We start from the raw sequence: 24,126 nt of genomic DNA, 5'->3' as shown, positions 1-24,126 counted from the left end.
GATGCCCTACCCGCGCTGACCGCCTGACAACCCCTGTCGAAGGAGCACAGCGCTACACCACTACCCGGGACTTGACCTTCGGTGCCCTAGCAGTGTGAGGCACCTGACGGCCCGTGCCATTCCAGGGCGCAATCGGGCGTGAGCAGGTCGTGGGCTCACGACGATCACCACCGCTGGGCCCCCGACGGGGCAGCGCAGTGTGGCAGACGACTCGAAACGGTCGTCACCGCGCCAGGCCGAGTTGGCTCCCGAGCACTGCAAAACAGCGCGTTATAGTCGGCTCGGCGCGCCGCGTGACGGCACCGAGGTTGTGACAGGCCAGCTCCGCCGGCGATCGGGCTCTACGGCCTCCTGCTACCGGGCGCGTAGAAGCGTCGGCGATTCACGCAGAGACCGAATTCGTGGGGTCTAGATGTCACCCGCCACTTGCCCCTGGATCAGGTTTCGATGTTCCTCGGTGACTCGCTTGAACTGCAATCCCATCACAGCTCGGGCCTGATGCTCGTTCCAGCCGTACTCGCACTGAAGGGCCTTGGCCGCGCTATGCGCGCTACTGCAGCTGTAGAGGAGCTGGACGAGGGCGATGGGGTTCTTCACCGCCTCGTTGATCGCGATCATCACGTCGTGGGGGTCAGATGCTCTCAAGCTGGCCATGACCGACCCTCCCACGACTCATCCGACCGACACTCGATGTCCCTTGCTGCCAGTGTGCAGCGGTGGTGCGTCGCCCCGGCCCTGCTTACGCAGCCGCCGCTGGCGGATCGATGGGCCGACCAGGTACCCGGCTTCATAGCGTGACGGACTCAGCGTGGCTGCCCCGCGCGCTCCACACGTTGCAGCAGCGACTCGCCCTTCTCGGGTCCGGTGTTCCCGCTATCGGTGCTCAGGTCTTCGAGTTCGGCAGCTACCTGCGCTTGTGAGAGGGCCGGGGAGTCCGGCAGTCGAATGGCATCTGCTTCAAGGAGGAAGGTGTTCAGCAGGGTGAGGACCTGTGCGCCGTCGGTGATGTCATCGGTGAGGGCCACGGCGTAACGCTGACCGACCTCCATGCGTAGCGCGCCCTGCGCCCTTGCCGGTGATCGTTGCCCGTCGATCTCTACGTAACCGGGGAAGGTGTAGATCGACAACTGGTCCCCGGCAGACACTGTGGTGACAGCCCCTGGGTGCTGCCAAACGACTTGCTCTACGCGCACGGCCAGGTCGCGACCGATCTCCACCTCGCCCGGACCTGCTGAACTGGCGGAGCGAGCGTTCTCGCCTGTGACTGACACCACGAGCATTGAGGACCCCCAGCGAGCAATGTCCTCGAGCGACTCCGCCGGCACCATGACCGTCCCCGCCTCACGCACGACGGTCGTGGGGTCTTCGCTCCTCACCGCAGGGGCTGGGGTCACCTCAGAACGGCTGGACTGTATGACTCCTGACGATCCACAGCCAGCGAGCAACGTAGAAGCGGCCACACAACACGCCACTACTGAACGCGGACCAGTGTGCTTCATCGCTCTCTCCCAGCCGTTCACTAGTTCGGCCTCCAGTCAACCACTCCTGGGAGTACTGTTCGTTCCACGTACCCGACAGGGGTTCCGAAGGGAGCCGTCAATGCGTGTGAGCACCCGTCGCAACCTCGCGGCCGCCATCATGTTGCTGCTGATGCTGGCACCCTTCACGATGCTGACTGCCCCCAGCTCGGACGTGGGACACAAGGCCCTGCTGACCGGACTCGGGTTCGTGGTGGTCGGGCTCTGGCGCATCTTCGTCGCGCTCTGGGGACCCGTCGTCGCTCTGCTGACGTGGGGGCCGCGTGGCCCATGCACTTCCTGATCTCGTGCCTGCTCGTCGCCGGCCTGTGGCCAGCACCCGAGAACTCCTGGGGACACTTCGCGTTCGCCTTCCCCGCCTGGGTAGCCACCGTGCTGCTCGTCAGCGGCACGCTCGTGCATCTGCTCGAAGTAGAACAGCGTCAGGCCTCGACGACCCCAGTCCCTGAGAACTTCAAATGTGTAGATCTATGGCTCGGAGGAGTCGAAAGCTCGCGGCGCCGAGGCGCCAACGGACCTGGCCGACCTGTCGGTAAGGCCCCCACTCGGGTTGCTCGCGTCACAGCGGGCGAGAAGGGCAGGAAGCAGACCCCGGTGAGGCGCCAGGACTCGACCCGTCCGTCGCGATGCCCTGCTGGCGCGCCAGTCCTACGGCGGTGGATCAGGAGTCGAAGTTCGCCACGTCGTCTCGGAGACGGTCCGTGCGCTCCCGCCACCAGGCAAGCGAGGGCTGCATGTCCAGAATTGCCGCCCGAGGCGTCATTGACGCGAAGAAAGCCGAGGCCGTCTTGAGGATGTGATTCGCGCGCCGCAACTCGCGGACCTCCCGCTCGAGCTCGGCCACGCGCTGCGAGTCGCTGGTGGTAGTGCCCGGCCGGGCACCGCCATCAATCTCAGCCTGCCGGACCCAGTTGCGCAAGGTCTCACGGTGCATCCCGAGCTGCTCGGCCACCCGAGCGATCGCCCCCGGCTTCGTCGCCGGGTCTGCTCGCAGCTCCACCGCCATACGGGTGGCACGCTCACGCAGCTCGTCGGGGTACTTCCTGGGTGCTGCCATAACTCTCATCCTCCATGGATTGAGAGCCTCCACCAGACCCGGGGCGATTCAGCCACGCCCGCACCAGGTGGCCACGAACAGTGTGGGCCCAAGCCCAGTCTGGAAGCATCGGCAACGCCATTTCTGCCACAGTGTCCAAGTCCGTCACAGCCACCGTGCGACCCCGTCGCCGAGCTTCGGCTGCCATCGCTGCTGCGAGCGTGCTCTTCCCACTGGCGATAGGCCCAGAAATCAGGATCAACCGTGGAAACGCCCCACCTGTCACCGCCCCTAACTTACTCGGCGACATTCGCTTGCCGCATTGCGACGTGGCCTCGGAGACCGGTAGTTGCCAGACTCAGTGCGCCGGCGGTGTCGGCTCAAACTCGCGCGTCTCGATGCTGGCCAGAAAGCGGTGACCGTCGCGGCACCTGTAAGCCATGCGAAGAGTGACCTGGGGCTGGACCAGCCTCCCTGTCCCGGTTGCCGTCACCGGGTAGGCGTCGACCCCGCACGAGGGACACGTCCTTGGCGCGATCTCCATGACCATCAGCGTGACACCGAGCTGCCGGTTGAGCAAGCGCCCAACGCCACTGCGAGCCAGGCGACCGACACCAGCATGTTCGGCCCTGGCGTGCAGGGCCGATACGGTCGCGGCATGGCGAACGTGGTGCATCACATCGAGTTGTGGACCTGCGACATCGAATCCGCCACTTCCTCTTTCGGTTGGCTCCTGTCCTCGATCGGCTGGACAGCGAAGCACGACCCCGGGTGGCCCACCGGGCGCACCTGGCGGCACCCCAGCGGTGTCTACATCGTCCTGGAACAGTCATCAGACATAACCGGCGCCCACGAACGAACCCGCGCTGGCCTGAACCACCTTGCGCTGCGCGCTGGCAGCCTCGAACAGCTCGACGCCCTGCGGGAGCAGAGCGGCAAGCATGGGTGGACCGAACTGTTCGCCGACGACTACCCCCATGCGGGTGGGCCACAGCACACCGCGCTGTTCATCGAGAACAACGAAGGCCTCGAGCTCGAGCTCGTTACGGACTAGGGCGCACCCACTTCCGCGGGACGCGCGGCTGAAACTCAGCTCGGGAGGGCTGCCTCGAAGACCATCAGGGGTTCTGCCTCGGTGTCGCCGAACGACGTCCCTGCCCAGTCGCTCCAGACGTGGAGCGTGCCGAGGCCGACGGCGGCCAGGTCGGCCTCGATCTGGGCCCGGTCGCGGAACTGCAGGGGCTGTTCCACGTCGAGAACGTCGCCGTCATCGAGGAACTCGTTGTGACAGTGCATGAGAACGACACCATTGATGTCCGGTGGTTCGGTTGTCACGGATTCGCGGAGTTTGCCGACGGGTGTGTCCCGTTCGGCGAGCGGGTCGTTCCACCGTGTCCAGGCGCGTGCTGCAGGGTTGCGCGCCTCGAACACGAACCGCCCGTAGGGTCTGAGGGCGCGAGCGACCGCGACCAGCGTGGTGTGCCAGTCGTCTCCGATGATGTGCATGGCGACATTCCCGCTCATGATGATGAGGTCGGCCGTGCAAGGCGTGAGCACGTCGCTGGCGCCGAGGACCCAGTTGACAGCCTCACCTCCGGGCCGGGTAACTGCGCGTTCCAGCATCGCCGGCGCGGGGTCGATCCCCATGACGGTCCGACCCGGTTTGACCAGGGTGATGGTGAGTAGACCGGTGCCGCAACCCAGATCGACAATGTCCTTCGCGCCGAGGTCGTCCGCGAACCGTCGGAAGAAGTCGTGGTCCGGGCCGTCTGGATTGTCGACGTCATACAGCACCGCCAGGCGTGGATCGTCATAGGTCATGGGGTCCTCTGCTCTGTTCCGCTGAGGCCTAGTATCGCCACACGTGGCCTGCTACGGCACTGACGGATGTCAAGGTCTGCCGACGGTCGTGCACGAGGCGCGCTAGGAGAACGAGGTGGGCAGCTGCACGCTGGCGCGCAGAAGGTCGGCGAAGGGGCGTCGTTCATCGGCTGGCACCCAACGGGCCTCAAGATGCCGCTGGTACAGGTCATCGTTCTGGTATCGCGGGAGCACATGAACGTGCAGATGCCACACGTCCTGACCGCCCGCCGGCTCGTTGTGTTGTCGAATGGACACCCCCTGGCAGCCGTACGCGGAACGCATAGCGATGGCGACCCGCTGCGTGAGGTCCCAGACCGCGTGGCCGTCGACCTGCGAGATGTCGTAGAGGTTCTCCACGTGGTGTCGCGAAATGACCAGCGCGCCGCCAGCGTTGGCGGGCCACCACTTCGGGGCGATGCGCGCATAGGCCCGATGCGTCACGCCGACCACGTCGTGGGCCCGATTGCGTTCGTCGAACACGCCGGTCTGAAGCCGGCAGAATGGACAGTCGTCTCCAACCGTTATGCCCCTCCTATCCCGCATCCCCCGATGCTGCCACCCGCCGCCAGTCTCGACCTGCCAGGCGCGCCAACCTCAGCCCTTGACTCTCGGAGCCGGGTTCCCTTGAGTCCGGCTCGAAAAGGGTCGTTTTCGGACCAGCCGGGTTTAACCCATCTGCCGCGGGTCGGTCGGGACCCTTCGCGCTAATCTCGGTAGGTTGAGGCGTGGCATACGACGCCGTGACGGAGAGCCTGCGACTCATCGAGTCTCGCGAGCTCTCAGACGTGAGGAGCCTGAGTCGCCGTCGTCGGCACCCGCGATGGCCCTCGACGTCTCCGAGGACATAGCGGTGACGATGTTCGCGCGCAGAAGCGTGGGCTGCATTGTCGAGGAAACTCATGTCTTCACTCGTCACGGCGATAGGTGGAGAATCCTTGGCGGCGGCGGCGGGCCGCTGGATGACCGCGCGCTCGAGGACCGACCTGCAGAACTGCCTGCGGGGCTCCGCGCAGCCCCTGGGGTGGATGCTCGGGTCCTAGCGCTGGAAGGCGCCGGCGGCATTGTGGACAGTCATTACAAGAGCTGGCGGCCTACCCGCGGGCGATGGATCAATTACGGCATCGTGCGCGTCAACCTCGACGTTGCACACCTCCTCGTGGACAGCAGGGAGATCACGGTTCCGTGGCACGGGCGATGCGTCGTCGCCTGGCCAGGAGGGCGGGCGCAGAAGTTGTCAATCCTTGGTACCGACGGCCAGCGGCTGGGGCAGATATCGCTAAATCGCTCGCCCTGAGACACCATCCGGAAATGCCGCCGGCCGGTTGGCCGCCGACCATGGCTAGGAGGGCTGGGCGCAACGAAACATCTACTTGCCCTTGTTTCAGCGGGCGGTCGACTCCAAAACAGCCGGCTCAGCTACATAGACCATCCTCTTACGTGTGATGCCCCTGCCACCGCGAGCGAAGTCGGCTTCACGATCGAGCTTCCCCGTCTAACGCGCGCCGAACATCACGACTACCTCGCAGAACTTCGACCTCGCTTAACCGCGAAGGGGCGTAACCGAGAAGTTCATCGAGCTGGTTGCCCGGCACGGTCAAGAGAAGCTCAGAGCCGTCCACCAGCCGGACCGTCAACAGTTGCAGGTCACGCCCCGACAGACGGAAGCCGACCACCTCGTCCCACGGCACTCGTTTGCGACCCACCGTATGGAGGCTTAGGCCGTCGCGATCGGCCGCAGTTCCACGAGAACCGGAGACGAATCCGACCACGCCAAGACCACTCCACACCACTGCCATGGCCACCCACGGCCATTCCCCCACAGTGAGGTACAGCACCCCTATCACCAGCCACGCCACGGCCATGGCAAGCCACAACCAGCGAAAGCGATCCCACACTGGCCACTTCCTTGCTTGAGCGTCCACTGATGAGTCCGATCTCTCCGGCATCATCGGCTCCCATCACTCCGGTGTTCTGCAGCTCGACAAGACAGGACCAACCTACTGACGTTCGCACCCGAGCAGAGAGCGCGAACGCACGCATCTGCCGCCGGTCACATGTTCAGTTGAGCAGATGCAGGTACTGTCGCCGAGCCTTCATGGCATGGATGACGAGCTGGTGCCCGCTGTCGAAAGTGAGAATCGCCATCTCGAGAAGACGGCCGCTCCGGTCGAAGCCCAACACGAACTGCTTGGCCGGCATGTCATCGTCCGGTTCGCTGGCGTAGCTCCAGTTCTCGGCCGCGTAGAGGATGTCAAGTTCGCTCACTCCATGCTTGAGTGCTGAGGGGTTGACCTTCACGCCACGTAGGCACGAAGAGCAGCACGGATCAGCTCAGAGCGGGTGGTGTGATCTCGATCCGCGCGCTCGTCTAGCGCGCTGAGCAGAGTGTCGTCGAGGCGGACGGGCACCACCCGAGCGGGTCCGTCGCCCATCGGCTTGCGGCCCCGCTTGCGAAGTTGTTCGACGTCGTAGCCCTGCTCAGCCTCGTCGGCCCACTCCTGGATCATCTCGTCGGTGACGGGCACTCCCTTGATCTTCTCCACCCACGAATCGTAATACGGTTTGGGGAGGCGTGTCACGAGCAACCCGTTCGTATCGCTCGTTCTCACCCCTCTTGCCGAGGGCTGCCTGCGAGCCCATGACCAGGATCTTCGGGTCCCAGTGACGTCGCAGGCAGCCCTCAGCAGGCGTGCCAGCTGCTGGCGGTTCAGGCCGCCGGCGCGCGCTTCTCGCGGAAGGTCCGTAGCGCCTGAGTCCCTTTGGTCTCGTCCCAGGACGCCGGCGAACGGGGAGTTCTGGCGCAGCTCGCGCGCCCGGGGGCTGGTGCTGAGGATCGTATTGACCGTCTGCTCCAGTCCCTGGGCGAGGATGCTGTCCCACTCACGGAGGTGGTCGACCGTTCGGCCATCCGCCCGATGCATGGAGCTCCACCGTCGGATGTTCTCTCGTGCCAGCCTCATCACGTCCTCCGGCCTGGTGAGCAAGTGGGTGAGCATCGCCTGGTGGAGCCACAGCTGCTGACGCTGCTCCTCCGTCATCGACGGGGCCCCGAGCAGGGCTTCGACAAGACCCCCGCAGGGGGCGCATTCCGCCAGCCAGCCTTGGGAGGCAAGCGACGTTCACAGTCCGTCCCGACGCGGGGATCCGGCCACGACCATCGCCGACAGCGCCTCCGCGATCCTGGCGTCCCTGTCCGCCGCGGCGTGCTGGTAGCGCAGTGCCGCCTTGTGCGTCGAGTGGCCGAGCCGAGCCATGAGCTCAGCCAGCGTCGCTCCCGCCTGCGCCGCGAACACCGCTCCCGTGTGTCGCAGGTCGTGCCAGCGCAGGTCCGGACGCCCGGCCGCTGCCCGTGCGGGGTGCCATGCCTTGTTGAGGGTGGACACGGCCAGGTGCTGGGCCGCGTTGCTCTTGGCGTGGAACAGCAGCGCGTCCGGTCGCTTGTCCTGCATCGCGTCCAGGTGCGCCTGAATGGCGGGCATGATCGCGGGCGGCAGCGTGACGGTGCGGATGCCGGCCTCGCTCTTGGGGTCGCCCACGACGAACCGTGGTCGACGACGCGCCGCCACGGTCTCGGGATCCTCACCAGGCAGGCGCACCACGGCGCGGGTCACATGGACGACGTTGCCGAACAGGTCCTTGCGACGCAGCTCCGCCACCTCACCCCAACGGAGCCCACCCCAGGCGGACAGGAGCACGGCGGCCCGCAGCTGGGGCGGCATGTTCTCCACGATCGTCGCCAGCTCCGTCGGCGTCGCAGGCTGGATGCGGTGCCGGCGGCGTGGCGGTGAGCCCGCCTCGCGCAGCCGACAGGGGTTGACGTCGATCAGGGGCGGGTCGTCCTTGCGGGCTGCCTCTAGGACCGTGCGCAGCAGAGCGTAGGCGTGGGCACGGGCCGTGGCCTTGTCCGGGTCCATCCGGCGCCACCACTCCCGCACCGTGTCGGTGGTGATCGCGTTCACGGTGAGCTGGCCGAGGGCGGGAAGGAGGTAGCGGTCGAGCTGGCCGGCGTAGAGCACCCTGGTCCGCGGCTTGAGATCCTGCCGTTCCTCCAGCCACCCCCGCGCGTACTCGCTGAAGGTCACCGACCGGCGTCGCCTCTCCCGGGTCAGGATCCACCCGGTGTCCAGCTCCGTGCGCTTGGTCCGCAGCCAGGCCTCCGCCGCGCCCCTGCTCGCGAACGTGCGCGGCGCCTTGTGCTCCAGCGCCTCCCACGTGTAGCGGGCTTGCCACTTCCCCGACGGCAGACGACGCACCGAGCCGAACCGTCGTTCGCGTGCCATGCCGCCGCCTTTCGTGCCATGAACGTGCCTGGAGATGTGACATCTCCTGCCCTCTCGTGACCACCCGCGTCCTGAGTAACAGTGTGCCCTTTGTGCAGGTCAGACAGCATATCTGCTGATCGGCACCAGCGCCCCAAAATGCCCTAGTGCCATTTTCAAATCCTGTCACCCCGACCAGACGATGTCTCAGGGCATCGGCGACGGCCGGACCCCCATCTGGCGGTCCGGACATCGGTCGCGACGGCCGGTCAGGGGTCCGCGCCACGTCGATGGTGGTGGTCCCGGCGCAGCCGGTCTCCTGCCCCGTCACTCCGCATCGCCGGGCGCCGAGGACAGCGGACCTCAGTCACGAAGGTCCGCTGTCCCCGTCCTGCGGGCCGCAGCTGCGTCAGGCGCCGCCGGCCAGGCCCAGCTCGTGCGCTCCTCCGGCACGGACCAGGGCCAGGTCGTTGACCAGGGTGGTCATCCGGAAACCCTGGGAGATGCGCCGCGAGCCCATCTCGCCGCCGGTGCAGTGGACGCCGGCGATCACGCCGTGCCTGTCGCAGGCGGCCTGGATCCGGGCGACGGCCTCCGCGTGCACGGCGTCCTCGTGCTCGTAGGCCGGCGGAAGGCCGAGGGCCAGGGACAGGTCCGCCGGCCCCACGTAGATGACGTCCACCCCCGGGGTGGCGGCGATCTCGTCGACCCGTTCCAGACCTTCCTGCGTCTCGACCATCACCCCGCAGATGACCTGGTCGAGGTCCACCGGATCCTTGGACCCGACGACCGTGCTGGCGCGTACCGGCCCGTAGGACCGACCGCCCAGCGGGGGATAGCGGCAGGCGGCCACGGCGCGGGCCGCGTCGTCTGGGGTGCTGACCAGAGGGACGATGACCCCCAGGGCCCCGGCGTCCAGCACCCGACCGATCATCGCGGCGTCGTTGGCCGGCACGCGCACGACCGGCGCTGCCCCCTGACCGCTGATGGCCTGCATCATCGGCACCACGTCGGAGTAGTCGGCCACGCCGTGCTGCATGTCCGCGCACACGTAGTCGAAGCCCACCGTGGCCAGGGCCTCGGCGACGACGGCGCTGGGCGAGGCGCACCAGGCGCCCTTCGCGATCTCGCCGCGCTCCCAGGTGGCGCGCAACGGGTTGGTGAAGGTCATGATGATCAGGCTCCTGTCTGAGAGGGTGCTATGTCGGGAGTGCGGGACGGGTCGTCGACCGCGCCCGTGAGCTGTCGCTGAGCGCCGACCTCGTCCGCCAGCCTCTGCAGGTCCGCGAAGACGGTCCCCGAGACGAGGACCCCCTCCTGGGAGGCGCGATCGAAGGCCTGCTCCTCGACCTCCCCCGGCAGCAGCACCTGGTCGAAGCCGTCAGCGGGAGGCAGGTCGTGGACCCGGCGGGCGAAGTCCTCGACGTGCTCGAGGAAGGCCGAGCTGCCCACCCAGCCGTCAGGGTTCAGGGTGATGAACACGTGGCCCACCCGCTGGGGGCGGGTCCAGTCCTCGTACATGTCGCCGATGCCCTCTCCGCTGACACCGGCCACCATCCCCCCGGCCAGGAGGTCGATCATCATCGCCAGCCCGGACCCCTTGGGTCCGCCGAAGGGCGTCACGGAACCCGCCAGGGCAGCCGCGGCATCGGTCGTCGGACGCCCCTCGGCGTCGACGGCCCATCCTTCGGGGATGTCCTTCCCGAGCTGGTTGGCGAGGATGATCTTGCCCCGGGCGGTGGCGCTGGTCGCCATGTCCACGGTGATCGGAGGGCCGTCCGGCCGGGGCAGCGCGATGCTCAACGGGTTGGTGCCGACGGCACGGCTGCGCCCCCCGAAGTAGACCATGGTGGTGGGGGCCGTGGAGATGGCGATCGCCGCGACACCGGCCAGCGCCGCGCGGCGGGTGTAGTACGCCAGGGTGCCGCAGTGGTTGGAGTTGGCCACACCGACCGCTCCCACGGCACCCGCCAGGGCCCGCTCGACGGCCAGGTCCATCCCGACGTCGGCGCCCACGTGACCGATGGCGTTGCGCGCGTCGAGGTAGACGCTGGCCGGGTCCTCGCGGATCACGACCGGCTCCGCCTCGGCATCCAGCAGCCCGCCCCGCAGGCGTTCGGCGTAGATCCTCGTCCGGGTCACCCCGTGGGAGGAGATCCCGCGTGCCTCGGCGTCGGTCATCGAGTCCGCGACCAGGTCCGCACGGGCCGGGGGGAGGCCACAGGCACGCAGTACGGCGGAGCAGTGCTCGCGCAGCTCCGGCAGGGTCACCCGCCGGGCGGGTGCCGTGTCGCCTCCGCCGCGCAGGTAGGCGGTCTTCGTGCTCATGTCGTCCTCCGGGTCGGGGCTGTCGGAATGGTGGTCCGGGTCAGCTGAGCTGGCGCAGCTGCTTGATCATGAGGTCCTCCCCGGTGCGCAGGTGCAGGAGCAGCTCGCTGCGGGCCCGGGCGAAGTCGCCCTCCCCGATGGCCCGGGCGATGGCCAGGTGCTCGTCCAGGGTGTCCTCGACCCGCCCGGCCGCCGCACCCGAGAGGAAGTAGCGACCGCGGTTGATGTGTGCCTCGATGACGTCGTAGAAGTGCTGCAGCCGGCTGTTGCCGCTGCACGCGACGATGGCCTTGTGGAAGCGTTGGTCCTCCTCGAAGTAGTCGCGGTACTGCCCCGGGTCGATGGGGTGCGCGTAGTCCTCGAAGAACCTGCTGAGGGCACGGACCCGCATCGGGTCGGCGGTGCGCTCCAGCTCTTCCAGCCCTACCGGTTCGAGCACCACCCGCAGCTGGAAGATCTCGCGCACGTCCTTCTCGGTGAAGTGGGTGACGGCCCAGCCGGTCCGACCCCGGGGCTCCACGAGCCCGGCCTCCTTCAGCCGGTGCAACGCCTCGCGCACCGGGGTGCGGCTCACACCCAGCGACTCCGAGAGCTCGCGGTCGCTGAGGGCCGTCCCCCCGGGCAGCTCGCCCTTGATGATCGCTGCCCTGATCGCCGCGACGGTGCGGTCTCCCAGGGGAACTGTCTCGATACGTCCCAACGATGACGGCATCCGTCGGCTCCTTCACCCTCGTTGCATTTGGTATGCAGCATACCGTCACGACGGATCAGCCCACCTCTCGTTGGGGACGAGGGGGAACCAGCCCGGGCGCCGCGGATCCCGGTCATAGGTGTAGTTGCCCACCTCGCGGAAGTAGTCCGCGTACTTCTCCATGCGGTCCCGGTCCAGCTCCACCCCGAGGCCGGGACCGGTCGGGACGGCGATGCTGCCGTCCTCGTACCGGAGCTTGCCTCCCACGACCACGTCGTCGAGCAGGTGGTGGTAGTGGGTGTCCACCGCGAAGGGCAGGGCGGGGAGCACGGCACCGAGGTGCAACATGGTCGCCAGCTGGATACCCAGCTCCCCGGACGAGTGCATCGCCACCGACAGCTGGAAGGTCTCGCAGACGCCGGCCGCCTTGATGCAGGGGCGGATACCACCCCAGAACGTGGTGTCGAGCAGGATCACGTCGACGGCCGGGTCCAGCACGTTGGCCGCCAGCTGCTCGAAGTTCACCACCACGGTGTTCGTCGCCATGGGGATCCGGACGTTCTCGCGCACCCGCCGCATACCGTTCATCCCCCAGGTGGGGTCCTCGAAGTAGTCGTTGCGGAGGTGCTCGATCGCCCGCCCGAAGCGGATGGACTCCTCCACGCTGAGCACGGCATTGGGGTCGTAGCGCAACCCGTCGTCCGGGAAGGCCTCGGCCAGGGCCTCGTAGCAGGAGCGCTCGTAGTCAGGGTGGAAGACCCCTCCCTTGAGCTTGTGCGAGCTGAAGCCGTGCTGCCGCTTGAGCTCGGCCGCCTGATCCACCAGCTGCTCGGGGGTCCGGACCTCACCCCGGCCCGCCTCGTCCGAGTAGCGGAAGAAGAGGTAGGAGCCGAAGGCCACCCGGTCCCGCACCCTCCCCCCGAAGAGCTGGGAGGCGGGGACGTCGAGGTACTTGCCCATGAGGTCGATGCAGGCGAACTCCAGGGCGGAGTGCAGGCTCGTGCGGTTGCCGTACAGCGCGGCGGTCGGGTTGAGCAGCTTGAACCGCATCGCCTCCAGGTCGAACGGGTCGTGCCCCACCAGGTAGGCCGTGAGCGCCTTCAGTGCGTCCTCCGTCACGGCGCCGGCGCCTCGCAGCTCGCCGAGCCCGACCAGGCCCTCGTCGGTGTCGACCTCCACGATCGTGCGCACGAAACGACCCCAGTGCCCGCCGTTGGCGTGCCGGAGGGGGGCCTCGAGAGGGACGGCGACCGTGGTCGCGCGGATGTCGGTGATCCTCATCGCGAGTCAGCGGTTGTAGTCCGGCGCGCTGCCGCGGAGGCTGTCCCAGACCTCGTCGCATTCCACCATCACGTCGTCGGCCGGTCTCGGTCCGTCCAGCGCCTGCAGGTTGGCCTCGAGCTGCTCTTGCCGGGACGCCCCGAGCAGCATGCCGTCCGCCAGGGGCCGGGCCGCCACCCACCGCAGCGCGAGCTCCACGAGAGTCAGCCCGGCACCCTCGGCGACCCCGCGCAGCCGCTCCACCGCCGAGAACTGGGCGTCGTTCCAGTACCGGTCGCGATACATCGGCTTGCTGAACCGCGTGCCGTCCTCCGGCGCCTGGTCCGGACGGTGCTTGCCGGTCAGCAGACCGCCGGCCAGAGGGTTGTAGGTGATGCTGGTGAGACCCAGGCGCTGCGCGCAGGCGGCGTACTCCGCCTCGACCCGACGGCCCAGCAGGTTGTACATCGGCTGTGAGACGCGGATCTCCGGCCACCCGTGGAGCCTCGCGAGATAGATCATCTCGGTGATCTGCCAGGCGGCGAAGTTGGACTGGCCGACGTACCTCACCTTCCCTGCCGCCACGATCTCCTCCAGCGCGGCCAGCGTCTCCTCGATCGGGGTGTTCCAGTCCGGACGGTGCAGGTAGTAGACGTCGATGTGGTCCACCCCGAGCCGGCGCAGGCTCCCGTCGACAGCGTGCCTCAGCGCCTTCCGCCCCAGTCCGGCCAACGCCGGGTCCGCCTGGTCGACGTGACTGCCACCCTTGGTCGAGATGACGACCTCGTCGCGGAAGGGCCGCACGATCCGGCCGAGGATCTCCTCCGAGGCCCCGCCGGCGTAGTTGTTGGACGTGTCGAACATGGTGATGCCCGCGTCCCGGCAGGTCTGCACCATCCGGGCTGCGCCCTCCTCGTCGACCTGCGCGCCGAAGGTCATGGTGCCGAAGACGACGCGACCCACCATGAGGTCGGTGCCGGCCAGCTGGATCTGTTCCATCAGTGCTCCTCGTGCGATCGGGTGCGTGTCTGCCGGGGCGCATCGGCGCCGGCGCGATGGGCACGCCGCTCGCGGGCGGCGGTGACCATCGGAAGGAGGAAGAGGATCGCCGTGACGACGAGCACAGGCAGCCCCACGGGGCTGGTGGCCAGCGTTCCCGCGGAGGCCAGGACGTCGCCGTCGTTCAGCGACAGCAGCCGCCGGAGGTTGCTCTCCAGGATGGGTCCGAGGATGAGCGCCAGCACCAGGGGTGCCTTGGGGATTCCGGCCCGGGAGAAGAGGAAGCCGACCAGCGCCGCCACCAGGGTCACCCCGACGTCGAACGCGCTGCCGTTGAGGGCGTAGGACCCGGCGATGCACGCGACGACGATCAGCGGGTAGAGCAGCGTGCGCGGGACGTTGAGCACCTTGGCGAAGTGGCGCGCCCCGAACATGCCGATGAGCAGCAGACACACGTTGGCCAGCAGCAGGCTGATGAAGATGGAGGAGACCAGCTCGCTCTCGTTCTCGAAGAGCAACGGCCCCGGCTGGACACCCTGGATGATCAGCGCTCCCAGCAGGATGGCGGTCAGCGCGTCGCCGGGTATGCCGAGCGACAAGGTCGTCAGCAGGGAGCCGCCGGTGGCCGCGTTGTTCGCGGTGTCGGAGGCGGACAGTCCCTCCGGCGCTCCCTTGCCCATCTCCTCCGGGTGCTTCGACAGCTGCTTCTGCGTCCCGTAGGAGATCACCGAGGCGATGGTGGGGCCCGCCCCCGGGATCGCGCCCACCATCGTCCCGATCACCGACGACCTGGCGATCACCCACCTCAGCGGCAGGACGTCCTTGACCGCAGACCACACGTTGCGTACCTGCTGCGGGTGCTCGGCGAGCCGGTGCTGACGCGCGTAGACCTGCTCGATGACCTCGGACAGGCCGAAGATGCCGACCACCACCGCGATGAAGTCGACGCCGCCGTAGAGCTCCTGCTGGTCCAGCGTCAGACGTGACTGGCCCGTCATGACATCACGGCCGATGCTCCCCACGAGGAGGCCGAGGAGGGCGGAGATGATGCCCTTGAGCATCGAGGAGCCGGACACGAAGGCGATCACCGACAGGCCCAGCAGCGCCACGGCGAAGTACTCGGCGGACCCGAAGTTGCTGGCGAACGAGGCCAATACGGGCCCCGCGCTGCCGAGCACCAGGACGCTGAAGACGCCGCCGAGGAAGGAGGAGAGGACCCCGATGCCGATCGCCCGTCCGCCCTCGCCCCGCCGGCTCATGGGGTAGCCGTCGATCGTCGACATGAGGTCCGCCGGGGTCCCTGGCATGTTGATGAGGATCGCGGGGAGCGTGCCGCCGTACATGGCGCCGAGCCAGATCCCCGTGAGCACGGCGATCGCCTCGGTCGGGGACATGGTGAACGTCAGCGGGACCAGCACCGCGACACTCATGTTGGCGGTCAGACCGGGAATGGCTCCGACCACCATGCCCACGAGCACGGAGGCGAGGATGAGCAGGAGGGTGGTCGGCGTGGCGACCAGGGCCCAGCCCTCCGTGTAGAGGGACCCGGCCGAGGCGGTCAGAACGGTCATCAGGCCTCGCTCACGGAAGGGGGGTGTCAGGGGCGCGCACGCTCAGCAGCTCGAAGAACCCCAGGTAGGCGACCGCCGTCACCGCCGCGGCGAACGCAGCAAGGGTGAGGAGCGAGCGTCTGCTCCGGTCCCGTCCGAGGACGAGGCTGGCGAGCGCCACGAAGACGAACGTGGACACGACGAAGCCGAGCTGGAACGCGGCGACGGCGTAGGCCACCACCGCCAGGCACAGTCCCCCGACGACCCCCCACTCCACGGGTGGCGCGTCGGCCTGTGCGGCGCGGTCGGCCTCGCGCGCTCGCCGGGCCTCCTCGGGGAGGTCCAGCGGCACGCTGTCGGCGTCGTCGGCCTGGGTGATCCCCAGGTGGCGGCGGACCAGGGTCACCACCACCAGGAGGAGGCCACAGCTGATGAGCCCGATGCCCAGCAGCCGAGGAAGGAGTGCCGGGTCGGACCCCACCGGCGCACCGATCGGGAACTCCGAGACCGCCCACATCACCGCGGCCCCGAGAGCCACCGTCAGAGCTCCCGAGAGGAGGTCCTTCGACGGGGCCAGGGTCGTCACTCGCTCAGCCGCTCCGGCATTGTCGTCATGAAGTCCTCGCCCTCGAAGAGCTCGCGGACCAGCTCGTCCTCCTCCTCGATCAGACCTGCGAAGTCCTCGGCCGGGATCCACGTGGTCTCGAAGCCGACCTCCTCCATCGCCGAGACGTACTCCTCGCTGGTGGCGGCCTGCTCCAGCCGTGCGGACAGCTCGTCCTGGATGGCCTCCGGCGTCTCGGCGCTCACGACATACCCGCGCCAGACGTAGTAGGTGACGTCGATGCCCTCCTCCTGGAGGGTCGGCACGTCGGGCAGGGTGGCCGACCGCTCGTCACCCAGCACACCGAGAGTGACCGCGTCGCCGCCGTCGGTGATCGGCCTCGTCTCGGAGGGGCCGTTGAGCACCGCGTCGATCTCGCCGGCCAGGAGCGCGGCGTTGGAGGCGGCGCCGCCGTCGTAGGGGACGAACGAGAACTCCACGCCTGCGGCGTCCTCGAGGAGCAGTCCGGCGGCGTGCCAGACACTGCCCACGCCGGAGTGCCCGATCTGGATCTCCCCCGGGTTCTGCTCCGCGTACTCGATGAACTCCTCGACGCTCTGGTAGGGCGCGTCAGCCCGTACGGTGAGCGACGACACGTCCTGGACCGTCACGCCCAGCGGAGCGAAGTCGACCACCGGGTCGATCTCCGGGGACCCGCTGTAGGGGACCGAGGAGATCGACCGGGACACGACCATCATGGAGGTCCCGTCGGCCGGCTGGTCCAGCAGCTCGGCAGCCGCGATCGCGCCGCTGGCGCCCGTGACGTTGGTCACCACGACGCTGGTCCCCAAGGCCTCGGCCATCTGGTCCTGCATGCCGCGGACCATGATGTCGAAGCCGCCACCGGCGGCAGCGGGGACGTAGACCGTCAGGTCACCGTTCCACTCACCCTCGGCGGGGACCTCGACGTCCCCCCCGGCCTCGGCGCCGTCACCGCCGCCGTCGTCGCCGCAGGCCGCGAGGCAGAGCAGGAGGGGGGCGGAAACTGCGAGTGCTCGGATCGTGCGCATCTGGGCTCCTTTGCTCGTGCCACTCGAGGTGGCCTGCGCGTGCTGCACCGGCGCGGCAGGACAGGGGGCCGCACCGGTCCGAAGTGTCCAAAACTCAATGTTCAGAACTCGGTATACGCAACACCATCGCCCTCGTGCTGTCAAGGGTCGCGAGCACCCCCGCCCGGCTCCGGGTCACCGTCCAGGGTGCTGCGGCTTGACCGCGAGCACGTCGCAGTCGGCCTCGAGCAGGACCCGCTGTGCGGTACTCCCGAAGAGGAACTTGCCGGTGGCCGAGCGTCGCCGCAGCCCGATGACGAGCAGGTCCACCTGCAGCTCGCGGGCCAAGTCGAGAAGCTCGTCCGCTGCGTTCCCCGGGTGGCTCTCGCGTCGGATGGTGTAACTCGCCCCCGAGGCGTCCAACATCTCCGTCAGACCGGCGAGCTGGTCGTCGTAGAGACGACGGCCCTCGACCACGGCGTCACCGCTGGAGAAGTTGAGGACCACCAGCTCACCGCCCTGCTCGGACGCCAGCTGGGTGGCCCGCCGCACGGCCGCCTCCCCGTGTGGTGTAGGGACATATCCGACCAGGATCAAATTCGGCATGTGGTATACCACTACGCAGCCGAATGCCCTGTCAAGTGACCCACAGGCACCCCTCCCTCGACAGGCCGTGACGAGAGGACGAGCATGACCGTCGACGACGACACCGCGGGCCTGCTCTCGGTCCGGCGCGAGGGCGCCGTGGCCACGGTGGTGCTGCAGAACCCCCCGCTGAACATCCTGACCAGCGAGCTCAAGGACCTCATCACCGCGACCTTCCGGGACCTGTCGGCCGACGACGGCGTCCGCGCGGTCGTGCTCACCGGTGGTGGTGAACGGGCCTTCTCGGCCGGCGCCAACCTCAAGGAGTTCCCGGACAGGATCCGCCGGGGGAGCGCCTACGAGGTGTCCCAGCAGGGGCACCGGGTCTCCGAAGCGGTCCGACGGTGCCGGTGCCCGGTGGTCGCGGCGATCGACGGCCTGGCCCTGGGCGGTGGGCTGGAGCTCGCGCTCTTCGCCGACCTGCGGGTGGCGTCTCGACGGTCGACCTTCGCCCTGCCGGAGGTGAGGCGCGGGATCTTCCCCGGGACCAGCGGCTCGCAGCTGCTGCCCCGCATCGTCGGCGCGTCGCAGGCCAAGCGCCTGATGATGTTCGGCGACCCCGTCGACGCCGAGGAGGCCCTGCGGATCGGGCTGGTGGACCTGGTCGTCGACGACGGCCAGGCGCTGGGGCAGGCGCAGGCCTGGGCGGGCACCCTCGCAGACCGGCCCGCCGTCGCCGTCCGGATGATCAAGCGCCTGGTGGACACCGGCGCCACGGCACCTCTCGAGGTGGGCCTGGAGTACGAGTCCCAGCTCTTCGCCCGTGCCTTCGGCACGGAGGACGCGGCCGAGGGCGCCGCCGCTTTCCTGGAGCGGCGCGACCCTCTCTTCCGGCACCGCTAGGATGGCAGGGACCCCTGCGGCGCTGCGGGTCAGTCGGAGCGGAGCGCCTCGGACACCCGACCGGCAGCAGCGCGGACCCGCAGACCCAGCTCGTGCATCTGCTCCGCCGAGGGCGGCGAGCCGAGGTGCGCCAGGCTGAGCGCGGCGACCACCTGCCCGTGGTGACCGCGCACCGGGGCGGCCCAGGCGGTGACCGCCGGGTGCAGCTCCTGGTCGTTCACGGCATACCCGAGGCGGTCCTGCGTGGCGAGCTGGGCGCGGAAGGCCGCTGGGTCGGCGACGGTGCTGCCGGTCACCTGGGTGAAGGTGTGCGCGTCGACCCACCTCTCCCGCTCCTCCCGCGGCAGCGCCCCCACCAACGCCTTGCCCAGGGCGTTGATGTGCGCCGGGACCCGCGTGCCGACCTGCGTGACGACCTGCACCAGGCTGCTGCGGTCCTCGACCTTCTCGAGGTACACCACCTCGTGCCCGTCGAGCACCGCCAGGCTCGCGGTGCCCCGGGTGCTCTCCGAGAGCTCGCGCATCGCGGGACGGGCGACGTCGCGCAGGTCCTCGAACCCCAGGGCGGTCGCCGCCAGCGAGAAGAGCCGGATCGAGAGCCGGTACCGCTGCTCCTCGTCCCGTCGGACGAAGTCCCTGGCGTCCAGCGTGTGCAGCAGTCCGTGGACGGTGCTCTTCGGCATCTCGAGCTCCTGCGCGATCTCGGCCAGGCGCATCGGTCGCCGCCGGGCCGAGAGCAGCTCCAGCACCGCCGTGACGCGCTCCACCGAACGGACCGACCCGTTGTCGCTGACCACGCTGCGCCTCCTCGTCCTGGACCGATCTCTTGCGGGGACCGGGACAGCCTACTACCCTGAACGCCGTTCCTATTTACGAACGGAGACTCATGAGCGCCTCCCTCCCCCTCGCCGGCCTCACGGTGCTGGACCTGAGCCACCTGGCCGCCGGCCCCTGGTGCACCATGCTCCTGGCGGACCTCGGGGCCGACGTCATCAAGATCGAGCGGCCTGGGACCGGAGACATGTCCCGCACCGCTGGCAGCGTCTACGCCGGGGACGAGAGCGCGGTGTTCCTGGCCCTGAACCGCAACAAGCGCAGCGTGGTTCTCGACCTGACCAGCCCGGAGGGCCGGCGGGTCTTCCACCGTCTGGTCCTGGGTGCGGACGCCGTCGTCGAGAACCTCCGTCCGGGCAAGGCAGCCGCCCTGGGCGTAGACCGTCCCGCGCTGGAGCACCTCGCGCCCGAGCTCGTCTACGTCTCCATCTCAGCGTTCGGCACCGACGGCCCCTACGCCGGGCTGGGCGGCAACGACCCCATCGTCCAGGCCCTGTCGGGGGTGATGTCGATCACCGGGGAGCAGGACGGTCCACCGGCCCGCCAGGGGGTGAGCGTGCCCGACTTCGCCGCGGGCATGCTCGCCGCCCAGGCGGTGCTCGCGGGCCTGCTGGGTCGCGTCCGGCACGGTCACGGAAGCCAGGTGGACCTGAACCTGCTGGACGCCGAGATCTTCGCGCTCGGCCCCCGCGCCCAGGAGTACCTCATCAACGGCGAGGACCAGCCGCGGCTCGGGAGCGCGCACCCGCAGTTCTGCCCGTACCAGGCGTTCCGCTGCCAGGACGGGACCTACATCTACCTCTCGGTCATCAACGACAAGTTCTGGCGGCTGCTCTGTCGGGCGCTGGAACGGACCGACCTCCTCGAGGACAGCGGGTACGCCGCCAACCGGGACCGGGTGGCTCGTCGGGAGGAGCTGGTGGCGACGCTCACCGCCCAGTTCGGCCAGCGCGACGCCCAGGACTGGCTCCGCATCCTCCAGGACGAAGGGGTGCCCTGCGCCCCCGTCAACACGTTGTCCACGGCCATGACGGACCCCCAGGTGGTCCACAACCAGATCGTGGTGGAGGTCGAGCACCCCACCGTGGGGCAGCTGCGCACCCTCGCCGCGCCCATGCGTCTCGACGGGGTGCGCCCAGCGGTCCGGACCGCTCCCCCACGACTCGGCGCCGACACCCGCGCCGTCCTGCGCGAGCACGGCCTGTCCGAGGACGAGGTCGAGACCCTTCTCGCCACCGGGGTCGCCGCGAGCGAGGGTGGACGCCCGTGACCGGGGACGCCGACGCGCGCGCCGCCGCCGACCGGGCGCTGCTCGACGTCCGTGCCGGCCTGGACCCGGTGCTGGAGCTCGTCGAGGACGCCCCTGCCGGACACGTCCCGGCCTTCAGCTACCGCACCGGCGGCTACCGGCCGGTGGCGCCTTACGACCCGCACCGGTGGGCCACGTTCCAGTGGGTCGGTTTCCTCACCGGCCGGCTGTGGCTGGTCTCGGAGCACCTCGGCGACGACCGGGTGCGGGCCGCAGCGACCACCCTGGCCCGCACCGTGGCGAGCGCCCTGGCCGCTGCCCCGCCCCGCTTCTCCGCCGCCGGCAGCGACCTGTTCTACGCCTCCTGCCTGGGAGCGCGGCTGACCGGTGACGAGGACCTCGCTGCCGCGTCACTACGTGCCACCGAGCGCTATGCGGAGAACCTCGACCCTCGGCTGGAGATCTTCTTCCAGGTGCTGGGCGTGAACCGCGCCGTCATCGACACCGGCCTGAACCTGCTCCCCTTCTACTGGGCCGCCCCGCAGTCCCCAGCGCTGCGGGACATCGCCGTCACGCACAACGCCCGGCTGCTCGACCACGGCATCATCCGCGACGACGGCTCCGCCCACCAGGCCATCGAGTTCGACCTGGAGACCGGCAGAGCGGCCCGACGGTACTCCCTGCAGGGCTACGACGACGACACCACCTGGGCGCGAGGACAGGCCTGGGCGATGCACAACTACGTCAATGTGCACGAGGCCACCGGGGAACCCCGGTTCCTGGAGGTCGCCCGGCGCACCTGCCGGTGGTACGTGGACCACCTCCCCGAGGACGACGTCCCCTTCTACGACTTCCACGACCCCGCCGCTCCGGCGGTCCCCCGGGACTCGTGCAGCGCCGCGATCGCCGCCAACGCGCTGCTCCGCCTGGCTCGTCTCGACCCCGCCTCCGCCAGGTGGGCGGAGGCGGCCGGGACCCGCATCGCCACCCGCCTGTTCCGCGACCACCTGTCCCCGGGCGGCGTGCTGCTGCACAGCAGCTGGGGGAGGCTGCCGGCCGACAAGGCGGGAGCCGGCTTCTCCCGCTTCCCGATGGAGGACGTGATGCCCTACGGCAACTACTGGGTGGTCGAGGCCGCCTTCCGGCTGCTGCACCCCGACGCCGAGCCCCTGAGCCTGGCACCGGTCCTGCACCCCGCCGGCACCCCCGCCCGCCGCTCATGACCTCCCCGCTCACCGGCCTGCGGGTCCTCGACCTCACGCATTTCGTCGCAGGCCCGTGGTGCACCCAGATGCTGGCCGACCTGGGCGCGGACGTGATCAAGGTCGAGCCCCCCACCGGTGAGATCGGCCGGGCCATGGGCGCGGTCTACGAGGGCGGGGAGTCAGCGATCTTCCTGGGCTTCAACCGCGGCAAGCGGGGGGTCACGCTCGACCTGAAGCGCTCGGAGGACCAATGCCGGGCCCGGGACCTCGCGGCCACGTGCGACGTGGTCGTCCACAACTTCCGGCCGGGGACGGCGGAGCGCCTGGGCATGGGCGCCGACCTTCTCCGGCGCGCCGACCCGCGCCTGGTCTACTGCGCGATCTCCGCCTTCGGGCCAGACGGACCAGCCGCCGGGCGGCCCGCCAACGACCCCGTCATCCAGGCGCTGAGCGGCGCGCTGCACGAGACCGGCGGCGGCGCTCCGGTGCGGATGGGCGTGAGCCTGCCCGACTTCGCGGCCGCCGCGCTCGCGACGAACGCCGTGCTCGCCGCGCTGCTGCGTCGTTCGAGCACCGGGCAGGGGTGCCGCATCGACCTCAACCTGCTCGACGCCCAGCTCTACGCCCAGAACGACCGTATGACCACGCGGGCCGGGGACGAGGTGGGAGAGAGCGCGGCACAGGAGGTGGGAGCGCTCTGCTGCCGGGACGGGGCGGTCTGGGCCGCCACCGCCGACCGGTCGGCGGTGGCGCGTGCCCTGGGCGCCGACGGCCCGGAGGACCTCGACCGGGTCCTGGGCCGCACGGTCCGTGCCGACGCGGTCCACGCCCTGTCCGCCGCCGGCATACCGGTGGCCCCGGTGCACGGGCTGGGCGACGTCCTGCCCGGCCCGCCGGGGCGCACGGTGCAGGTGGAGCATCCCACCCTGGGACCGCTCGCCCAGCTGCCGACACCCCTGCGTGCCGACCCACCCTGGCCACCGGCCACCCGGCCACCACCGCTCCTGGGGCAGCACGACCCCGCACCGACCGACGAGGAGACACCGTGAGCACCACCACACCCACCCCCGAAGCCCGCCACGACGCCGAGCAGTACGCCCTCTCGACCGAGCAGCAGCAGCTCGTCGAACGGGTGCGGGTCCTGGCGGACGGTCCGGTGGCCGCCGGCGCGGCCGAGCGGGACCGCACCGGGGACTATCCCCAGGACATGTTCGAGCTGCTCCGGGACGAGGGCCTGCTCACCCTGCCCTTCCACGAGCGGCACGGCGGGCAGGGAGCCGGCATCCTCACCTCTGCACTGGTGATCGAGGAGCTGACCCGTGCCTGCTACAACACCTCCTACCTGCTGATGATGACCTGGCAGCCGCTCTTCGCGATCGCGATGGCCGGCAACGAGCAGCAGCAGGCCCGCTTCCTGCCCGGGCTGGCTGCCGGCGACCTCCGCTTCTCCACCGCGAACACCGAGCCGGACGTGGGGTCGGACATGGCCAACCTGCAGACGCGGGCCGAGCGGGTGCCCGGTGGGTACCGGCTCACCGGCACCAAGGTCTGGGCCGGCAACGCTCCCGTCTCCGACTACTTCGTGACCTTCGCCCGCACCGGCGAGCCAGGGCATCGCGGGCTGAGCAGCTTCGTGGTCCCGACGGACGCCCCGGGCGTCACCCTCGGGGAGCGGATGAACAAGATCGGCGGCCGCGCCATCCCCTCGTGCCGGGTCGACTTCGCGGACGTCCTGGTGCCCGAGAGCGACCGTCTCGGGGAGGAGGGCCGCGGCTTCGCCACAGCTGCCAGCACCTTCACGATGCTCCGCCCGCTGGTCGGGGCCCGGGCCCTGGGCCTGGGGCGGGCGGCGCTGGAGCACGCGGTCGCCTACTCCCGCGAGCGACACGCGTTCGGACAGCCGATCGGCGACTTCCAGGGCCTGTCCTGGATGCTGGCCGACATGAAGATCGGCCTGGAGGCCTCCCGGCACCTGGTGTACAAGTCCGCCGCCGTCCTGGACGCGGGGACTCCGCCCCGGGAGGCGGCCCCGCTGATCGCCATGGCCAAGACCTTCGCCACGGACTCCACGATGAAGATCACGGTGGACGCCCTCCAGGTGTTCGGCGCGAACGGCTACAGCGCGGACTACCCCCTGGAGCGCTTCATGCGCGAGGCCAAGGGTCTGCAGATCATCGAGGGCACCAACCAGATCCAGCGCAACATCGTCGCCCGAGACCTGATGGCGTCGTAG

Annotated in this window: 27 protein-coding genes; 8 read left to right on the top strand and 19 right to left on the bottom strand. The window is 69.4% G+C overall.

Annotated features, from left to right (window positions below):
* Positions 1-408: 408 nt before the first annotated feature.
* Both Q0967_RS07065 and Q0967_RS07060 read right to left on the bottom strand, forming a co-directional pair.
* Positions 409-621, bottom strand: a complete 213-nt coding sequence (locus Q0967_RS07065; RefSeq protein WP_298748202.1) for a hypothetical protein — start codon at positions 619-621, stop codon at positions 409-411.
* 182 nt (positions 622-803) lie between these two features.
* Positions 804-1,217, bottom strand: coding sequence for a hypothetical protein (locus Q0967_RS07060; protein WP_298748205.1), 414 nt, complete (start codon positions 1,215-1,217; stop codon positions 804-806).
* 382 nt (positions 1,218-1,599) lie between these two features.
* Between Q0967_RS07060 and Q0967_RS07055 the strand changes: the two genes are divergently transcribed.
* A complete protein-coding gene (locus tag Q0967_RS07055) occupies positions 1,600-1,821 on the top strand; it encodes a hypothetical protein (protein ID WP_298748208.1) in 222 nt (73 codons plus the stop codon).
* 378 nt (positions 1,822-2,199) lie between these two features.
* On the opposite strand, the gene Q0967_RS07050 is transcribed toward Q0967_RS07055, so the two are convergent.
* Positions 2,200-2,595: a transposase gene (locus Q0967_RS07050; protein WP_298748211.1), complete on the bottom strand. Its 396-nt coding sequence runs from the start codon at positions 2,593-2,595 to the stop codon at positions 2,200-2,202.
* 637 nt (positions 2,596-3,232) lie between these two features.
* Here Q0967_RS07050 and Q0967_RS07045 point away from each other — a divergent pair.
* Positions 3,233-3,628, top strand: a complete 396-nt coding sequence (locus Q0967_RS07045) for a VOC family protein (RefSeq protein WP_298748214.1) — start codon at positions 3,233-3,235, stop codon at positions 3,626-3,628.
* A gap of 35 nt (positions 3,629-3,663) precedes the next feature.
* Here Q0967_RS07045 and Q0967_RS07040 read toward each other — a convergent pair whose 3' ends face one another.
* Positions 3,664-4,395: a class I SAM-dependent methyltransferase gene (locus tag Q0967_RS07040; protein ID WP_298748217.1), complete on the bottom strand. Its 732-nt coding sequence runs from the start codon at positions 4,393-4,395 to the stop codon at positions 3,664-3,666.
* A gap of 102 nt (positions 4,396-4,497) precedes the next feature.
* A complete protein-coding gene (locus tag Q0967_RS07035) occupies positions 4,498-4,917 on the bottom strand; it encodes an HIT family protein (protein WP_298748221.1) in 420 nt (139 codons plus the stop codon).
* 340 nt (positions 4,918-5,257) lie between these two features.
* Here Q0967_RS07035 and Q0967_RS07030 point away from each other — a divergent pair, with 340 nt between their 5' ends.
* Positions 5,258-5,731 (top strand): hypothetical protein, encoded by a 474-nt coding sequence (locus Q0967_RS07030; protein ID WP_298748223.1) that lies wholly within the window; start codon positions 5,258-5,260, stop codon positions 5,729-5,731.
* A 178-nt stretch (positions 5,732-5,909) separates the two neighbouring features.
* Here the strand turns inward: Q0967_RS07030 and Q0967_RS07025 are convergent, their stop codons facing one another.
* The 13 genes from Q0967_RS07025 to Q0967_RS06965 form a co-directional block, all read right to left on the bottom strand.
* The gene (locus tag Q0967_RS07025) at positions 5,910-6,299 is read right to left on the bottom strand and encodes a PH domain-containing protein (RefSeq protein WP_299449521.1); all 390 of its coding nucleotides are present in this window, start codon (positions 6,297-6,299) and stop codon (positions 5,910-5,912) included.
* Between the two features lie 196 nt (positions 6,300-6,495).
* A complete protein-coding gene (locus tag Q0967_RS07020; RefSeq protein WP_298748228.1) occupies positions 6,496-6,735 on the bottom strand; it encodes a toxin in 240 nt (79 codons plus the stop codon).
* Complete coding sequence (locus tag Q0967_RS07015; RefSeq protein WP_363321978.1) at positions 6,732-6,980, bottom strand: ribbon-helix-helix domain-containing protein; 249 nt, start codon at positions 6,978-6,980, stop codon at positions 6,732-6,734. The genes Q0967_RS07020 and Q0967_RS07015 overlap by 4 nt, the downstream gene beginning before the upstream one ends.
* 576 nt (positions 6,981-7,556) lie before the next feature.
* The gene (locus Q0967_RS07010; protein ID WP_298748231.1) at positions 7,557-8,717 is read right to left on the bottom strand and encodes a site-specific integrase; all 1,161 of its coding nucleotides are present in this window, start codon (positions 8,715-8,717) and stop codon (positions 7,557-7,559) included.
* A 388-nt stretch (positions 8,718-9,105) separates the two neighbouring features.
* A complete protein-coding gene (locus Q0967_RS07005) occupies positions 9,106-9,867 on the bottom strand; it encodes an HpcH/HpaI aldolase/citrate lyase family protein (protein ID WP_298748234.1) in 762 nt (253 codons plus the stop codon).
* Positions 9,868-9,872: 5 nt separating this feature from the next.
* Entirely contained in the window at positions 9,873-11,024 is a 1,152-nt protein-coding gene (locus Q0967_RS07000; protein WP_298748236.1) for an Ldh family oxidoreductase, read from the bottom strand.
* A gap of 40 nt (positions 11,025-11,064) precedes the next feature.
* A complete protein-coding gene (locus Q0967_RS06995) occupies positions 11,065-11,736 on the bottom strand; it encodes a GntR family transcriptional regulator (RefSeq protein ID WP_298748239.1) in 672 nt (223 codons plus the stop codon).
* Positions 11,737-11,781: 45 nt separating this feature from the next.
* Entirely contained in the window at positions 11,782-12,996 is a 1,215-nt protein-coding gene (locus Q0967_RS06990) for an enolase C-terminal domain-like protein (RefSeq protein WP_298748242.1), read from the bottom strand.
* Between the two features lie 6 nt (positions 12,997-13,002).
* Positions 13,003-13,974, bottom strand: coding sequence for an aldo/keto reductase (locus Q0967_RS06985; RefSeq protein WP_298748244.1), 972 nt, complete (start codon positions 13,972-13,974; stop codon positions 13,003-13,005).
* Positions 13,974-15,545, bottom strand: coding sequence for a tripartite tricarboxylate transporter permease (locus Q0967_RS06980; protein ID WP_298748247.1), 1,572 nt, complete (start codon positions 15,543-15,545; stop codon positions 13,974-13,976). The genes Q0967_RS06985 and Q0967_RS06980 overlap by 1 nt, the downstream gene beginning before the upstream one ends.
* A 10-nt stretch (positions 15,546-15,555) precedes the next feature.
* Positions 15,556-16,110: a tripartite tricarboxylate transporter TctB family protein gene (locus tag Q0967_RS06975; RefSeq protein WP_298748250.1), complete on the bottom strand. Its 555-nt coding sequence runs from the start codon at positions 16,108-16,110 to the stop codon at positions 15,556-15,558.
* Positions 16,107-17,138, bottom strand: a complete 1,032-nt coding sequence (locus tag Q0967_RS06970; protein WP_298748253.1) for a tripartite tricarboxylate transporter substrate binding protein — start codon at positions 17,136-17,138, stop codon at positions 16,107-16,109. Before Q0967_RS06970 ends, Q0967_RS06975 begins: the two co-directional genes overlap by 4 nt.
* Positions 17,139-17,312: 174 nt before the next feature.
* A complete protein-coding gene (locus Q0967_RS06965) occupies positions 17,313-17,723 on the bottom strand; it encodes a universal stress protein (RefSeq protein WP_298748256.1) in 411 nt (136 codons plus the stop codon).
* 84 nt (positions 17,724-17,807) lie between these two features.
* On the opposite strand from Q0967_RS06965, the gene Q0967_RS06960 reads away from it, so the two are divergent.
* Complete coding sequence (locus Q0967_RS06960) at positions 17,808-18,605, top strand: enoyl-CoA hydratase/isomerase family protein (protein ID WP_298748259.1); 798 nt, start codon at positions 17,808-17,810, stop codon at positions 18,603-18,605.
* A 29-nt stretch (positions 18,606-18,634) separates the two neighbouring features.
* On the opposite strand, the gene Q0967_RS06955 is transcribed toward Q0967_RS06960, so the two are convergent.
* On the bottom strand, positions 18,635-19,402 hold the full coding sequence (locus tag Q0967_RS06955) for an IclR family transcriptional regulator (protein ID WP_298748262.1): 768 nt from the start codon (positions 19,400-19,402) through the stop codon (positions 18,635-18,637).
* An 89-nt stretch (positions 19,403-19,491) separates the two neighbouring features.
* Between Q0967_RS06955 and Q0967_RS06950 the strand changes: the two genes are divergently transcribed.
* Genes Q0967_RS06950 through Q0967_RS06935 form a run of 4 tightly spaced genes read left to right on the top strand, consistent with a single transcriptional unit; the run spans position 19,492 to position 24,126 of the window.
* On the top strand, positions 19,492-20,709 hold the full coding sequence (locus Q0967_RS06950) for a CaiB/BaiF CoA-transferase family protein (RefSeq protein ID WP_299449518.1): 1,218 nt from the start codon (positions 19,492-19,494) through the stop codon (positions 20,707-20,709).
* The gene (locus tag Q0967_RS06945) at positions 20,706-21,911 is read left to right on the top strand and encodes a hypothetical protein (protein ID WP_298748267.1); all 1,206 of its coding nucleotides are present in this window, start codon (positions 20,706-20,708) and stop codon (positions 21,909-21,911) included. The genes Q0967_RS06950 and Q0967_RS06945 overlap by 4 nt, the downstream gene beginning before the upstream one ends.
* The gene (locus tag Q0967_RS06940; RefSeq protein ID WP_298748270.1) at positions 21,908-22,942 is read left to right on the top strand and encodes a CaiB/BaiF CoA-transferase family protein; all 1,035 of its coding nucleotides are present in this window, start codon (positions 21,908-21,910) and stop codon (positions 22,940-22,942) included. The genes Q0967_RS06945 and Q0967_RS06940 overlap by 4 nt, the downstream gene beginning before the upstream one ends.
* Positions 22,939-24,126, top strand: a complete 1,188-nt coding sequence (locus Q0967_RS06935; protein ID WP_298748273.1) for an acyl-CoA dehydrogenase family protein — start codon at positions 22,939-22,941, stop codon at positions 24,124-24,126. Before Q0967_RS06940 ends, Q0967_RS06935 begins: the two co-directional genes overlap by 4 nt.

This window comes from uncultured Serinicoccus sp., assembly GCF_947500995.1.
Taxonomy (GTDB): Bacteria; Actinomycetota; Actinomycetes; order Actinomycetales; family Dermatophilaceae; genus Ornithinicoccus.
The sequence above is the reverse complement of the archived record's forward strand: the minus strand, read 5'-3'. Positions and strand labels throughout refer to the sequence as shown.